Source organism: Kitasatospora sp. SolWspMP-SS2h (assembly GCF_003259315.1).
Taxonomy (GTDB): domain Bacteria; phylum Actinomycetota; class Actinomycetes; order Streptomycetales; family Streptomycetaceae; genus Kitasatospora; species Kitasatospora fiedleri.
In genome coordinates this window covers 32434-46217 of the sequence record NZ_QLLT01000005.1, presented here as the reverse complement: position 1 = coordinate 46217, position 13784 = coordinate 32434, and the positions used below count along the sequence as shown (strand labels likewise).

The following is a 13784-nucleotide window of genomic DNA, read 5'->3' as shown; positions in this document are numbered from 1 at the left end:
CGTGGGTCCAGGGTCGGTTCCGGCCCCAGGAGCCTAGCCTGACGGACCGTCATAAATGCCCCATGTCACCCCAACGGGTCAGGCGGGGGGCCGGTCAGCCGAAGGTGTTGCAACTGGCCGGGTCGCCGCTGCGGTAGCCGGTCGTGAACCACTGCTGGCGCTGCGCCGAGGAGCCGTGCGTCCAGGTCTCCGGATTGGTGCGCCCGGTGGAGCGCTGCTGGATCCGGTCGTCGCCCACCGAGCCGGCGGCGTCCAGGGCCAGCGCGATGTCCTGGTCGGTCAGCTGGGTGATCAGCGGCCGCCCGGTGGAGGGCTGCGGGGTGGTGGTGGCGTGGTGCGTCCACACCCCCGCGTAGCAGTCGGCCTGGAGCTCCAGCTTGACCGAGCCGCTGTCGGCGCCCTGCCGGTCGTCGCCGACCTTGGCCGTGGTGCCCAGCAGGTCCTGCACGTGGTGCCCGTACTCGTGCGCCACCACGTACGCCTCGGCGAACGGCCCACCCTGGGCGCCCAGCTGCCGGGTCATGTCGTCGAAGAAGCCCAGGTCGAAGTAGGCCTTGCCGTCGCCGGGGCAGTAGAACGGCCCGACCGCGGAGGTCGCCGCGCCGCAGGCGGTGTCGACCCGCTCGGTGAACAGCACGGTGGACGCCTGGCGGTAGTCCCGGCCCTCGGCCGTGAACTCGGACTGCCAGTAGGTCTGGACGCTGTTGACCACGGCCAGGATCCGGCAGTCCTGCCGCTTGTTGGCGTCCGCGCCGGTCTTGCAGGCCGAGGCCAGCTGGGCGGAGCTGGTGGCCTGGCCGACCGGCGGCGCGGCCGGCTGGGATGAGCCGCCGAACATGCCCGGGTCCACCCCGAACAGCAGCGCCACGACGAGTCCGAGCAGGCCGACCACCCCGCCGCCGACCGCCAGTCCGCCGCCGGGGATGCCGCGTCGGTCCTGCACCTGTGAGCTGTCGAGCTGAGCATCGTCGTCAAACTGCATTCCGTCTCACCTCTGTAACAGTCCGTGGGGCCGCCGCACGCGTACCCTAACCGGCCGCAGGCATGCGCCCCTTCCTCTGCCCCGCAGGTCGGGCGGGGTCGTGTCGGGCCCGGATAAAGGTATGGACCAGTGACACGCCCGAGCGGGCGGCCGGTAAACCGCGGGCCCCCGTCGGCACCCGCCGGATAAACTCCGCGGGTGTCCTTCAACCCGCTGCGAAGCCTGTCGCCGAGATCGGTCCTGCCCGCCGCCGCCGCTCTGCTGGTCCTCGCGGCCGGGGCGGCGGCCCACGCCAACCGGCCCGAGCCGTTCGGCGACCGGGTGGTCCCCGGCGCGGCGGACGCCAGCCCGGTGAGCGCGCAGTCGACCGGCGCGGCGCAGGCCGACCTCCAGGTCGGCCCCGGCGTGGAGGCCTACTCGCCGACCACCGGCGAGCGGCTGTGGTCCTACCGCCGCGAGGGCGCCACCGCGCTGCACCTGGTCCGGGTCGGCCAGGACGCCGTGGTGGTCTGGGACGACGGCATGGTCACCGCGGTCGACACCACCGACCACTCGGTGCGCTGGCACCGCGGCTTCCCCGGCCTGGCCGACTGGCTGCGCGCCGACGGCGAGCCGGGCGCGGACACCCGCACCGAGGACGAGCGCGCGCAGCTCATGCTCCAGCGCGCCGCCGACGCCCTGCACCCGTCCGACGACAGGGTCAACGACGCGTTCGTGACGGTGGTCACCCCCGGCCTGCTGATGGGCTTCCGCGAGCGCGACGGCGACCTGCGCTTCAACTCCCGCCCCCCGGCGGGCTGCACCTTCGACCCGGTGCGCACCGCGCAGACCGACGACGCGGTGCTCGTGCCCCGGCTGTGCCCGGCCGCCACCGCCGCCGCGGCCCGCCAGCAGCCCGGCGGCGTCGTGGTGTTCTCGCTCACCGACCACAACAACTTCCTCAGCACCGGCCCCGACGTGGTGCTGCGCCGGCTGGACGGCCACCGGGTCTCGGTCGAGGACGGCCCGGTGATCGGCAGCTGGGTCTACGACACCGCCCTGGGCCTGCGCGAGGCCGCCTGCGGCACCGCCGGGGCCCCGTTCGCCGCGGCCCGCCCGTCCTGCGCGAAGTGACCCCCCGGGGGCCCGGCCGGCACCGCCCGCCGGCCGGGCGCGGAACCGGGCCCGGAAAAGGCCTTCCCGCCCTCCCGTAGACTTGGGACCAATGGCTGAGTGCCATAGCCACGTCGAGGAGAGACCCCAGCCATGATTTCCGCGAACGCCCTGGAGCTTCGTGCGGGTGCCCGCATCCTGATCGAGTCCGCCAGCTTCCGGATCGCCCCGGGCGACCGGATCGGCCTGGTCGGCCGCAACGGCGCGGGCAAGACCACCCTGACGAAGGTGCTGGCCGGCGAGGGCCTTCCGGCCGGCGGCACGGTCACCTCCTCCGGCGAGGTCGGCTACCTCCCGCAGGACCCGCGCACCGGAGACCTCGACGTCCTGGCCCGGGACCGCATCCTGTCCGCCCGCGGCCTCGACACCGTGCTGAAGAAGATGCGCGAGAACGAGGAGCGGATGGCCAACGGCAAGGGCGCCACCCGCGACAACGCGATGAAGAAGTACGCCCGGCTGGAGACCGAGTTCCTCACCAAGGGCGGCTACGCCGCCGAGGCCGAGGCCGCCACCATCGCCGCCGCGCTCGGCCTGCCGGACCGCATCCTGGGCCAGGAGCTGCACACCCTCTCCGGCGGCCAGCGCCGCCGGGTCGAGCTGGCCCGGATCCTCTTCTCGGACGCGGACATCCTGCTGCTCGACGAGCCCACCAACCACCTCGACGCGGACTCCATCGCCTGGCTGCGGGACTTCCTGAAGACCTACAAGGGCGGCTTCATCGTCATCTCGCACGACGTCGACCTGGTCGAGACGGTCGTCAACAAGGTCTTCTACCTGGACGCCAACCGCTCCGCGATCGACATCTACAACATGGGCTGGAAGCAGTACCAGCAGCAGCGCGAGGACGACGAGAAGCGCCGCAAGCGCGAGCGGGCCAACGCGGAGAAGAAGGCCGCGACGCTCAACTCGCAGGCCGACAAGATGCGCGCCAAGGCCACCAAGACGGTCGCCGCGCAGAACATGGCCCGCCGCGCCGAGAAGCTGCTCTCCGGCCTGGAGCAGGTCCGGGTCTCCGACAAGGTCGCCAAGCTGCGCTTCCCCGACCCGGCCCCGTGCGGCAAGACCCCGCTGACGGCCGAGGGCCTGTCGAAGTCCTACGGCTCGCTGGAGATCTTCACCGACGTGGGCCTGGCGATCGACCGCGGCTCCCGGGTCGTCATCCTCGGCCTCAACGGCGCGGGCAAGACCACCCTGCTGCGGATGCTGGCCGGCGTGGAGCAGCCGGACACCGGCGAGGTGATCCCGGGCCACGGCCTGAAGATCGGCTACTACGCGCAGGAGCACGAGACGCTCGACCCCGAGCGCAGCGTGCTGGAGAACATGCGCTCCGCCGCGCCGGACACCGACCTGGTGCAGATCCGCAAGATCCTCGGCTCCTTCCTGTTCTCCGGCGACGACGTGGACAAGCCGGCCGGCGTGCTCTCCGGCGGCGAGAAGACCCGGCTCGCGCTGGCCTCGCTGGTGGTCTCCAGCGCCAACGTGCTGCTGCTCGACGAGCCGACCAACAACCTTGACCCGGCCAGCCGCGAGGAGATCCTCGGCGCGCTGCGCACCTTCACCGGCGCGGTCGTCCTGGTCACCCACGACGAGGGCGCGGTGGAGGCGCTCCAGCCGGAGCGGATCATCCTGCTGCCGGACGGCGTCGAGGACCTGTGGAGCCCGGCCTACCACGACCTGGTCTCGCTGGCCTGACCCGCCCGTCGGCCCGCACCGCCGACCGGGCCCGGTCCGGCCCGCCCCGGGCGCCCCGTCCCCGGGCCCCGCACGGACCTCGCGCGTAGACGCGGGGTCCGTCGCCGGTACGAGGAGAACTCATCCCCCGTCCCGTCCGGGAACACCGGGAGGACCGCCGCCGTTTTCCGTGTCGGAGCGCGCGGTTTGCCCGCTGACGGTCCGGGCTGATCAGCGGATTCGCTCGGCAGAGCGAACGGCGCGGGGGCGTGCACACCCTCCGTGAGCGCCCTGGTGCGGAGCGCGCACCACCGCTCGACCCCGCTTTCCCGTGACGGACCTTGTCGAATGGGTGGCCAGGAACGGGGCAATGGGTGATCATGGGAATCTGACCGATCACCTCTACGAGGAGGCACGGGTGGCCGAGACTCTGAAAAAGGGCAGCCGGGTAACAGGTGCCGCGCGTGAGAAGCTCGCGGCCGATCTCAAGAAGAAGTACGACTCCGGGGCGAGCATCCGCGCCCTCGCGGAGGAGACGGGCCGGTCCTACGGCTTCGTCCACCGCATGCTCAGCGAGTCCGGGGTCAACCTCCGGGGCCGTGGCGGCGCCACCCGCGGCAAGGGCAAGGCCACTGCCGCTGCCGGTTCCTGACGACCCATCACCTCGGGCGGGCGACACCCGAGCAGCTCCGGCCGCCCACGGCTCACCATCACGCTGCTCGCCATGCACGACGCTCCACAACGGATCGGCGGCCGGGTCGTCCCGAGCCGCCGACCGCCGTTTCCGAGCCCTTCGCGACCGTTCCTGTACGGGGATCGACCGCTTTGTTACCCTCCAGTAGCCCGTCGGGGTCGGCGGGCGCCCCTGCCCTGCCGCTGGAAGGTAACCGCCATGAGCACCGACATCCCCGACGCCGACCGCACCGCGTGGGAGAAGGCGGGCGTCCGCCTCGACCTGGACGGCGAACTCGCCACCGTCACCCTCTGTGACCCCGCCCGCCGCAACGCCCAGACCCCCGCGATGTGGCGCGCCCTCGCGGGCGTCGGCCGTGCCCTGCCCGGGAACGTCCGGGCCGTGCTGCTCCGCGGCGAGGGCAGTTCCTTCTCGGCCGGCCTCGACCGCGCCATGTTCACCCCCGAGGGCATCCCCGGCGAGCCCTCCTTCCTCGGCCTCGCCGCCTCCTCCGACACCGAGCTGGACGCCACCATCGCCTTCTACCAGGAGGCCTTCACCTGGTGGCGCCGCACCGACCTGGTCACCGTCGCCGCCGTCCAGGGCCACGCGATCGGCGCGGGCTTCCAGCTCGCCCTCGCCTGCGACCTGCGGGTGGTCGCCGAGGACGTCCAGTTCGCCATGAAGGAGACCTCCCTCGGCTTGGTCCCCGACCTCACCGGCACCAAGCCGCTCACCGAACTCGTCGGCTACGCCCGCGCGTTGGAGATCTGCGTCACCGGCCGCCGGATCAGCGCGGACGAGGCGGTCGCCGTCGGTCTGGCCAACCTGGCCGTCCCGCTCGGCGACCTCGAGGCCGCCGCCGCCGACCTGATCGCCGCCCTGCTGGCCGCCCCGCGCAGCGCCGTGATCGAGACCAAGGCCCTGCTGCGCGGCGCCATCGACCGCAGCTACGACCAGCAGCGCGCCGCCGAGCGCGAGGCGCAGGCGCGCCGGCTCCGGGACCTGGCCGGGCTCTGACCCGGAGCGGACGGCCGGAACGGGGGCACGGGGAGCGACGCGGCTCCCCGTGCCCCCATCTGTAGGTACCTGCGGTGCGCGGCGCGCGGCGAAATGCCAGGGTTGAGGTGATGTGCGGTATAGCTGGTGTCGAAACGTCAGGAGACCCGAGATGACGCAGCCCCACACCCCCAGCCCTGCGGACCTGCAGAAGGACGCGCCGGAGAACCGCCCGAGCGGTGAGCGCGGCAGCACCTCCCTCGCCGTCGGCGTGGTGGAGAAGATCGCCGGCATGGCCGCCCGGGAGGTCGCCGGCATCCACGCGCTGGGGTCCGGGTTCTCCCGGACGTTCGGCGCGATGCGGGACCGGGTGCCGGGTTCCGGTTCGAAGTCCGGCGTGAGCCGCGGGATCAAGGCGGAGGTCGGCGAGAAGCAGGCCGCCATCGACATCGCGCTGGTGGTCGAGTACGGCGTGGTGATCCCCAAGCTGGCCGCCGAGGTCCGCCGGGACATCATCGAGGCGGTCGAGCGGATGACCGGCCTGGAGGTGGTCGAGGTGAATATCGCCGTGAACGACGTCCACCTGCCCGACGACCCCGACGACGACGAGGAGGACGAGGACGACTCGTCGTCCTCGGGCAAGCGCCCCCGCGTGCAGTGAGTGTCGACCGTTCCGAAGACCGAGCAGGATCGCGAAGGAGTAGCGGATGAACCTGGCGTTGATGGGCCTGCTCACAGGCATGGCCCTCGGCTTCGCCGGTTACTTCGGCGGGTTCGGCGCGTTCCTGCTGGTGGCGGTCCTCGGAGCCCTGGGCTTCGTGGTCGGGCGGCTGATCGAGGGGGACGTCGAGCTCGGTGACCTCGGCGACCTCCTGCGCGGCCGGGACCGGCGGCGCTGATGGCCCACCCGGGGGTGGTCGCGCAGCGCGGCGGAGAGCGGGTCGCGGACCGGGTGTACCGGCGGATCGCGGCCCGGGCCGCCGCCGACGCGCTCGCCCCGGCCTGGCGGGACCGGCCGGGTCCGGTCCCGCACCCGAAGGTCTCGGCCCTCCTCTCGCACGGACGGGTCCGGCTGACGCTCCACCTGGAGCTGCCGTTCCCGTCCGACGTCGGCACGCTGGCCCGGACGGCGCGGGACGCGGCCTGCCGCACCGTCGCCGAGCTGACCGGCACGCCGGTCACCGGGGCGGACGTGATCGTGGACCGGCTGCACCCGGCGGTGGCCGTATGACCGATCCGCAGACCGGGTCCCACCGCCAGCCGCAGCTGCAGCCGGAACCGCGGTCCGCGACGGCGCCGCCGCGCCGTCGGCGCCGGGCCGGACGGTGGCTGCGCTCCGAGCGCGGCGTGCCGACCGCGCTGGTGGTGGCGGTGCTGCTGGTGGCGGCCGGGGCGCTGCTGTACGACGTGATCGCGGTGCGGGCCGGCGGGCAGGCCAGGCCCTGGCGGCGGGAGCTGGCCGAGCAGCTGGCGACCCGGCACCTGGACGACCCGTGGGTGCTGGGCATCGCGGGCGGCGCGGTCGTGCTCGGACTGCTGCTGCTCCGGCTGGCGTTCGCCCGGGGCCTGCGCGGCTGGCTCGCGCTGGAGCCGCGCGGGTCCGCGATCCACCGCAGCACGGTCGGCGCGCTGATCGCCGGGCGCGCCCGGCAGCGTTCCGACGTGCACTCCTGGAAGGTCAAGGTCGGACGGCGGCGCACCAGGGTCACCCTGACCGGTGACACCGACCCGGCCGGGGCGGAGCGCGAACTGCGGGCCGAACTGGCCCGGATCCCGCTGGCCGCCCCGCACCGGCTGGACGTCCGCACCCGGCCGGTGCCCGAACGCCACCACCGCCGGGAACTCGCCGAGCTGGAGCCGCCCCGATGAGCCGACGCGCCGTCAACCGCACCCTGCTGGCCCTGGTCGGGCTGGTCCTGCTGGCCGGCGGGGCGCTGGTGCTGCTCGGCGGGCTCGACGCCTACCGGCACCTCGGGATCACCCCGCCCGGCTGGTGGCCGCTCACCTCGCCCGACCAGCCCGTGCTCAGCACGGCCAGCCGCACCCGCTGGACCGACCGCGGCTGGTGGTGGCCGGTGGCCATCGCCGTCCCCGCGCTGGTCGTCGTCGGCTGCCTGTGGTGGCTCTTCTCCCAGCTGCGCCGCGGTGGCCCGGCCGGGGTCGAGCTGCCCTCGCCCACCGCGTCCGGCGGGTCGCACTTCGCCCTGCGGGTGCGCAGCCGGGCCGTCGAGGAGGCGATCGAGACCGAGACGGTCGCCCTCCCGGACGTCGAACGGGTCACCACCAAGGTCACCGGCGCGGCCCGCCGCCCCCAGGTGCACACCGCGGTGCGGATCGCCCCCGGCGCGGACACCGCCGCCCTGGTCGCGGCCTACCGCACCGGCCCGGTCGAGCACGCCCGGCACTCGCTGGGCCTGGCGGAGCTGCCCGCCCAGCTGCGGCTGCGCGGGGGGAAGGCGCGCAAGGAGCGGAGCCGGAAGAAGGCCCCGCGGGTGCGCTAGCAAGGCGTGCGCCGCGACGGGGCGCGGGGAGCCGCGCGCGGCGGGAGTCGCCCGTTGGCGGGGGCGCGGGACGGTGCGGGTTCCCGTTCCGCGCCGCGGTCCGGCGGTGCGTGCGCGGTCGGCCGCGCAGGTCCCCGCGCCCCCGGTCGTGCCGTTCTCCCGCCGCCCCGGTCACAGGCCGCGGGTGGCGCCGCCGTCGACCGGGAGCATCAGGCCGGTGAGGTAGGAGGCGGCGGGGGAGAGCAGGAAGGCCGCGGTGCGGCCGAACTCCTCGGGGGTGCCGTAGCGGCGCAGCGGGATGCCGGCGGCGGCCGTCTCGCGGGCGGTGGCCGGGTCGGGGGCGAGGGCGTCGAGTTCGCGGACGCGGTCGGTGTCGATCCGGCCGGGCAGCAGGCCGAGGACCCGGATGCCGCGCGGGCCGAGTTCGTCGGCGAGCGTCTTGGCGGCCATGGCCAGGCCGGGGCGCAGGCCGTTGGAGATGCCGAGGCCGGCGATCGGCTGGCGGACCGAGGTGGACAGCACGAAGGCGATCACGCCCCCGGCGGGCAGGCGTTCGGCGGCGGTGCGGGCCAGCCGGAGGGCGCCGAGGAAGACCGAGTCGAACGCGGTGCGCCAGGCGTCGTCGGTGGCGGTGGCGACCGGCCCCGCGGCGGGCCCGCCGACGCTGATCAGGATGCCGTCGAAGCCGCCGAAGCGGTCCCGGGCGGCGTCGACCAGGCGCTGCGGGGTGTCCGGGTCGGCGTTGTCCGCGCCGACGCCGTGGGCGTTCTCGCCGAGGGCGCGCGCGGCGGCGGTGGCGGCCGCTTCGGTGCGGCCGGTGACGACCACCTTGGCGCCTTCGGCGACGAGTTGCCGGGCGGTGGCGTGGCCGAGTCCCCGGGTCGCGCCGGTGACCACGTACACCTTGTCCTTGAGTCCGAGATCCATGCCGACCATTCTGACCGGTCGGCACGGATTCCGGACGGAGGGTCAGCCCACCGGGACGCCGGGGTTGGTGAGGGCGGTGCCGCCGGTGACGGTGTTGTCGGCGGTGACGGTGACCGGGCAGGCGGCGGCGTCGTAGTTGGTGACGTCGATCGCGTACTTGGCGGGGTTGGAGCCGTTCGCGCCGGTCAGGTCGGACCTGTTGTTGCGGAAGACGGTGCCGCAGCCCCAGCCCGGCTGCTGGGTGTGGGTCTGGTAGCCGTCGTTCATGGTGCGCACGCCGGTGTTGTTCTCGATGACGTAGCCGTTGCCCTTCACGTCGACCCAGGAGTCGTCGTAGTTGACGTCGGTCAGCCCGTCGCCGTCGAAGCGGTTGCCGGAGACCAGGCCGCCGGTGGTGCCCTCCTTGAGGTCGATGTTCTCGCCGCCGATGCCCGGGCCGATGGTGTTGTTCAGGATCTGCACGTAGTCGCTCCGGTCGGAGAGCGTGTTGGCGGTGCCGACGTACACGCCCTCGCCCTTGCCGTCGTGCGAGGTGCCGGTGTCGTGGACGGTGGAGTCGCGCAGCACGCCGTGGCTGGAGGAGTTGCGGAAGTGCACGCCCTCCATGGTGGTGTGGTGGACCGTCACGCCGTCGAGCACCACGTAGTCCGAGGCGTCGACCACGATGCCCTTCTGGGCGCCGGTGACGGTGACGCCCTGGACGGTCCAGTAGGGGGCGCCGGTCAGCGAGAGGCCGTAGCCGCCGCCGGTGGTGGTGCTCAGGACGGCGTTCGGCGAGCCGGTCAGGGTGATCCGGGCGGCGGCGGTGCCCGCCGTGGTGATCTTGAAGTTGCCGGTGTAGCTGCCGTCGGCGAGCTGGATGGTGCGGCCGGGGACGGCGGCGTTCAGCGCGGCCTGGAGCTCCTTGGCGGTGGAGACCCGGACGGTGTTCGCGCCGGGCGGGGCGGAGGACGAGGGCGTGGCGGACGGCGAGGGGGAGGCAGAGGTGGAGGCGGACGGCGAGGGCGTGGGGGAGGGGGACGGGGAGGCCGGGGTGGACGGGGACGGCGAGGTGGACGGGGCGGCGCCGAGGGTGGTCAGGGAGACGTCGTCGGCCTGGTAGGGGCTGCCGTACCAGCCGCTGAGGGTGACGCTCACCCGGGTGGTGCCCGGGCCGGTGGTGAAGGTGCGGGTGAGCTGGGTCCAGCCGGGGGCGTTCGCCCAGGTGGAGGTGGACACACCGGTGCCGGCGGCGGCGAGGGTGACGTAGGAGCCCTTCACCCAGGCGGTCAGGCGGTAGCCGGTGTTCGGCTGGACGTCGACGCCCTGGGTGCACGGGGCGAGGTCGCCCGCGCCGGGGGCGGCGCTCAGCGCGGTGGTGCCGGAGTGCGGGACGGCGGTGGTGGGGGCGGCGGTGCCGGCGCAGCTCCAGGGGGAGAGCGTGCCGGCCTCGAAGCCGCCGTTGGCGAGGAGTTCGGTGGCCGCGCCGGCCCGGGCGGGCAGCAGGGCCAGGGCGGTGGCGCCCAGGGCGAGGGCGCCGGCCGCGGCGGCGCGGCGGTGCGGGCGGTACGTCATGGCGGTCGCTCCAGTGTGGGGGGAGAGAGCGTGCGGGGCGGGTGCACGGCCAATTTGGACTAGACCAATACGGGGCGTCAATGGGCGGGCACCCACCGGGCGTCGATGGCGCGCGGCCCGGAACCGTCCGAAGATGGGGGAACCGGACCACCCACCCGAGGTGCAGCGCATGGACAGTCGGCGGTTGCCGAACATCGACGGCGTCGCGGCGGCCCTGGTCGACGGCGACGGACGCGTCGTGGGCTGGACCGCCGCGGCCGAGCACCTGCTCGGCCTGCCCGCCGCCCAGGTCACCGGCCGTCCCGTCGCCGACCTGCTGGCCGACGGCGCGGCCGACGCCGCCGCGCTCGGCCGGCGGACCGGCGAGGTGCGGCTGCGCACCGGCGGCGGCGTGCCGCTGGAGGTCGCCTACCAGGTGCTGCCGCTGGCCGGCGAGCACGGCGAGGTCCGGGCCCTGGTGCTGGCCACCCCCGCCGACACCGTCACCCGGTGGCGCCAGGACGAGGCGTTCACCCGGGAGCTGTTCCTGCAGGACCGGATCGGCCTGGCCTTCTTCGACACCGACCTGCGGCTGCTGCGCACCAACACCCACCTGCTGCCCTACACCGGACTGCCCACCGACCTGGCCGGCCACCGGCTGGGCGACTTCCTCCAGCCGCAGGACGCGGAGGCCACCGAGGAGATCCTGCGGAACGTGCTCACCACCGGCGAGCCGCTGGTCCGGGCCACCCTGCCGATCCGCACCCTGGACGACCCCGGGCCCGGGGTGATGATGGAGATCCAGGCCTTCCGGCTCCAGGCACCCGACGGGTCGCTGATCGGCGTGACCGCGCTGTTCGGCGACGTTACCGAACTGCACCGCTACCGGCGGCGCGCCGACGTGCTGCACCGGGCCACCGCCGCCGTCGGCGGCTCGCTCTCGGTGGCCGGCACCGCCGAGGACCTGGCCGGCGTCCTGGTGCCCGGTCTCGGCACCCGCGCCGAGGTGGACATCGCCGAGGCCGTCTTCACCGGCGACGAACCGGTGGCCGGCGCCGACGGGCTGCTCCGCGTCCGCCGCACCGCCACCGCCGGGCCGCCCGGGCCGGACGACCGCCCGCTCGGCCCGCTCGGCCCGCTCGACCGCGCGGAACTCGGCCGCCCCGCCGCCGCGGCCGACGGACCGCCCGCGATGAGCGCCCCGCTGCACGCCCGCGGCGGCCCGCTCGGCCGGGTGACCGTCCGCCGCGACCCCGAGCAGGGGCCGTACGAGGCCGAGGACCTGGAACTGCTGCGGGAGATCGCCGCCCGGGCCGCGCTCGCCCTGGACAACGCCCGCCGCTACACCCGCGAGCACCGGGCCGCCGTCGGCCTCCAGCGCTCGCTGCTGCCGCCCGCCGAGACCGCGGTGCCCGCCGCCACCACCGCCAGCGTCTACCGGCCCACCGACACCGCCACCGGCGTCGGCGGCGACTGGTTCGACGTCATCCCGCTCTCCGGCGCCCGGGTCGCCCTGGTGGCCGGCGACGTGGTCGGCCACGGCCTCCAGGCCAGCGCCACCATGGGGCGGCTGCGCACCGCCGTGCGCACCCTGGCCGACCTCGACCTGGAGCCCGACGAACTGCTGGTGCACCTGGACGACCTGGTCTCCCAGCTGGTCGTCGAGGGCAGCGAGGAGGAGCGCGAGCGCGGCGTCGCCGACCCGTCCGGGGCGACCTGCGTGTACGCCGTCTACGACCCGGTCTCCGGCATCTGCCAGGCCGCCAGCGCCGGGCACCCGCCGCCCGCGCTGGTGCACCCCGACGGGCGGGTCGAGTACCTGCCGGTCAACCCCGGGCCGCCGCTCGGCGTCGGCGGGCTGCCGTTCGAGACGGTCGAGTGCGCGCTGCGCGCGGGCAGCGTGCTGGCGCTGTACACCGACGGGCTGATCGAGGGCGGCACCGGCGGCGACCTGGACGAGGGCATGGACCAGCTGGCCGCCCGGCTCGGCGAGGCCGACCTGGGCGGGGACCTGGCGGCGGCCGGGCGGGCGATCGTCGCGGAGATGTCCACCGCCGGGCTGAGCGACGACGTCACGCTGCTGCTCGCCCGGCTGCACCCGGTGCCGCCCTCGGACACCGCCGCGTGGACCATCGGGGCCGACCCGTCCGCGGTCGCCGGGGTGCGCGAGGCCGCCACCCGGACGCTGGAGGAGTGGGGGCTGGACGCGCTGGTGTTCACCACCGAGCTGGTGCTGAGCGAACTGGTCACCAACGCGATCCGCTACGCGGGCGGGCCGGTGATGGTCCGGCTGATCCGCTCCTCGGTGCTGACCTGCGAGGTCTCCGACCCGAGCGCCACCCAGCCGCGGATGCGCCGGGCCCGGCTCACCGACGAGGGCGGCCGCGGCCTGTACCTGGTCGCCCAGCTGACCGAGCGCTGGGGCAGCCGCTACACCCGCAGCGGCAAGACCATCTGGGCCGAGCAGCCGCTCGACCCGCCGCCGTTCGGCGGGTAGCGCCGTCCGGTCGGTGGCGCCGTTCAGCCGGCGGTGCCGACCAGCCCGTCGGCGGGCGCGGCCCGCCCGGCCGCGTCCTGCCCGGCCTCGCGCCGGGCCATCACCACCAGGCCGACCGGGATCAGCGCGGTGAACAGCCACCACTGGACGGCGTACGCCATGTGCGGGCCGATGTCGGAGTGGCCGGGCTCGGCGAGCGGTTCGGGGGAGGGGCCGGCCGCGGGCTGCGAGGAGGACAGCTCCAGGTAGCCGCCGAGCACGGTGGTGCCCGCGTACTTCGCCTGCTCAGCGGTGTTGATCACCTTGAACATCCGCTCCGGCAGGCCGCCGCGGTTCTTCACGCCCAGCGAGGCGTACGTCTCGTCGGCGCGCAGCCGTCCGGTGACGGTGACCTCGCCGGACGGCGGGGCGGGGACGTCCGGGAGGCTGGCGGCGTCCGCGGCGGACTCCACCCAGCCGCGGTTGACCAGCACCGAGCCCCTGCCGTCGGCGAGCACCAGCGGGGTGACCACGAAGTAGCCGATGGTGGAGCCGTCGGGCTCGGTGCGGCCCCGGATGACCACCTCGTGCCCGGTGTCGTAGTGGCCGCTCGCGGTCACGGTGCGCCACACCTGGCCGGTCGGGACGGACCAGCCGGGGGTGGAGAGCGAGTCGAAGGCGACCGGCTCGCTGCCCAGGTTCCGCGCCACCAGGTCGTTGCGGGCCACCCGGGCCTCGTGCCGGTGGTACTGCCAGAAGCCCAGCTTGATCATGGTGGGGACCAGCACCGCGGCCACCAGGACGACGACCGCCCAGCGCGGGGACAGCAGGAATCGGTACACACCCGGCACGCTAATCCCCCTTACCGCC

The 13784-nt window shown here is 74.7% G+C and carries 14 protein-coding genes and 1 pseudogene; 10 read left to right on the top strand and 5 right to left on the bottom strand.

All coding sequences use genetic code 11. From position 1 onward, the window contains the following. Nucleotides 1-94: 94 nt before the first annotated feature. On the bottom strand, nt 95-982 hold the full coding sequence (locus tag K353_RS07800; RefSeq protein WP_111552845.1) for a neutral zinc metallopeptidase: 888 nt from the start codon (nt 980-982) through the stop codon (nt 95-97). A 198-nt stretch (nt 983-1180) separates the two neighbouring features. Here K353_RS07800 and K353_RS07795 point away from each other — a divergent pair, with 198 nt between their 5' ends. The 9 genes from K353_RS07795 (at nt 1181) to K353_RS07755 (ending at nt 7978) form a co-directional block, all read left to right on the top strand. Then, nucleotides 1181-2095, top strand: a complete 915-nt coding sequence (locus tag K353_RS07795; RefSeq protein WP_111552844.1) for a PQQ-binding-like beta-propeller repeat protein — start codon at nt 1181-1183, stop codon at nt 2093-2095. Nucleotides 2096-2227: 132 nt separating this feature from the next. Further along, entirely contained in the window at nt 2228-3826 is a 1599-nt protein-coding gene (locus K353_RS07790) for an ABC-F family ATP-binding cassette domain-containing protein (protein WP_111552843.1), read from the top strand. A gap of 397 nt (nt 3827-4223) precedes the next feature. Continuing rightward, entirely contained in the window at nt 4224-4457 is a 234-nt protein-coding gene (locus K353_RS07785) for a helix-turn-helix domain-containing protein (protein WP_030461122.1), read from the top strand. Nucleotides 4458-4697: 240 nt separating this feature from the next. Continuing rightward, the gene (locus K353_RS07780; protein WP_111552841.1) at nt 4698-5498 is read left to right on the top strand and encodes an enoyl-CoA hydratase/isomerase family protein; all 801 of its coding nucleotides are present in this window, start codon (nt 4698-4700) and stop codon (nt 5496-5498) included. 151 nt (nt 5499-5649) lie between these two features. Next, on the top strand, nt 5650-6138 hold the full coding sequence (locus K353_RS07775; RefSeq protein ID WP_111552840.1) for an Asp23/Gls24 family envelope stress response protein: 489 nt from the start codon (nt 5650-5652) through the stop codon (nt 6136-6138). 46 nt (nt 6139-6184) lie between these two features. Continuing rightward, a complete protein-coding gene (locus K353_RS07770) occupies nt 6185-6376 on the top strand; it encodes a hypothetical protein (protein ID WP_199528035.1) in 192 nt (63 codons plus the stop codon). After that, the gene (locus tag K353_RS07765; protein ID WP_111552839.1) at nt 6376-6708 is read left to right on the top strand and encodes a hypothetical protein; all 333 of its coding nucleotides are present in this window, start codon (nt 6376-6378) and stop codon (nt 6706-6708) included. The genes K353_RS07770 and K353_RS07765 overlap by 1 nt, the downstream gene beginning before the upstream one ends. Beyond that, nucleotides 6705-7346, top strand: coding sequence for a hypothetical protein (locus K353_RS07760; protein ID WP_111552838.1), 642 nt, complete (start codon nt 6705-6707; stop codon nt 7344-7346). The genes K353_RS07765 and K353_RS07760 overlap by 4 nt, the downstream gene beginning before the upstream one ends. Then, nucleotides 7343-7978 (top strand): alkaline shock response membrane anchor protein AmaP, encoded by a 636-nt coding sequence (locus tag K353_RS07755; RefSeq protein WP_111552837.1) that lies wholly within the window; start codon nt 7343-7345, stop codon nt 7976-7978. Before K353_RS07760 ends, K353_RS07755 begins: the two co-directional genes overlap by 4 nt. Before the next feature lie 171 nt (nt 7979-8149). On the opposite strand, the gene K353_RS07750 is transcribed toward K353_RS07755, so the two are convergent. From K353_RS07750 to K353_RS35380, 3 genes and pseudogenes are all read right to left on the bottom strand, one after another. After that, entirely contained in the window at nt 8150-8905 is a 756-nt protein-coding gene (locus K353_RS07750; protein ID WP_111553019.1) for an SDR family oxidoreductase, read from the bottom strand. A 42-nt stretch (nt 8906-8947) separates the two neighbouring features. Continuing rightward, a complete protein-coding gene (locus tag K353_RS35385; protein ID WP_370447571.1) occupies nt 8948-9985 on the bottom strand; it encodes a right-handed parallel beta-helix repeat-containing protein in 1038 nt (345 codons plus the stop codon). A 48-nt stretch (nt 9986-10033) separates the two neighbouring features. Then, nucleotides 10034-10459 (bottom strand): annotated as a pseudogene (locus K353_RS35380) (carbohydrate binding domain-containing protein); the annotation flags it as partial. A 169-nt stretch (nt 10460-10628) separates the two neighbouring features. Here K353_RS35380 and K353_RS07740 point away from each other — a divergent pair. Further along, the gene (locus K353_RS07740; protein ID WP_233533438.1) at nt 10629-12935 is read left to right on the top strand and encodes a SpoIIE family protein phosphatase; all 2307 of its coding nucleotides are present in this window, start codon (nt 10629-10631) and stop codon (nt 12933-12935) included. A 23-nt stretch (nt 12936-12958) separates the two neighbouring features. Here the strand turns inward: K353_RS07740 and K353_RS07735 are convergent, their stop codons facing one another. Beyond that, nucleotides 12959-13756 carry an SURF1 family protein gene (locus K353_RS07735; RefSeq protein WP_111552834.1) on the bottom strand — a complete coding sequence of 266 codons (798 nt, stop codon included), beginning with the start codon at nt 13754-13756 and terminating at the stop codon, nt 12959-12961. Nucleotides 13757-13784 lie beyond the last annotated feature (28 nt).

Excerpts from the sequence above, each read along its gene's own strand:
- K353_RS07765 (WP_111552839.1), top strand. The coding sequence starts at position 6,376 with ATGGCCCACCCGGGGGTGGTCGCGCAGCGCGGCGGAGAGCGGGTCGCG.
- K353_RS07775 (WP_111552840.1), top strand. The coding sequence starts at position 5,650 with ATGACGCAGCCCCACACCCCCAGCCCTGCGGACCTGCAGAAGGACGCG.
- K353_RS07800 (WP_111552845.1), bottom strand. The coding sequence starts at position 982 with ATGCAGTTTGACGACGATGCTCAGCTCGACAGCTCACAGGTGCAGGAC.
- K353_RS07755 (WP_111552837.1), top strand. The coding sequence starts at position 7,343 with ATGAGCCGACGCGCCGTCAACCGCACCCTGCTGGCCCTGGTCGGGCTG.
- K353_RS07780 (WP_111552841.1), top strand. The coding sequence starts at position 4,698 with ATGAGCACCGACATCCCCGACGCCGACCGCACCGCGTGGGAGAAGGCG.
- K353_RS07750 (WP_111553019.1), bottom strand. The coding sequence starts at position 8,905 with ATGGATCTCGGACTCAAGGACAAGGTGTACGTGGTCACCGGCGCGACC.
- K353_RS07790 (WP_111552843.1), top strand. The coding sequence starts at position 2,228 with ATGATTTCCGCGAACGCCCTGGAGCTTCGTGCGGGTGCCCGCATCCTG.
- K353_RS07760 (WP_111552838.1), top strand. The coding sequence starts at position 6,705 with ATGACCGATCCGCAGACCGGGTCCCACCGCCAGCCGCAGCTGCAGCCG.
- K353_RS07770 (WP_199528035.1), top strand. The coding sequence starts at position 6,185 with ATGAACCTGGCGTTGATGGGCCTGCTCACAGGCATGGCCCTCGGCTTC.
- K353_RS07740 (WP_233533438.1), top strand. The coding sequence starts at position 10,629 with ATGGACAGTCGGCGGTTGCCGAACATCGACGGCGTCGCGGCGGCCCTG.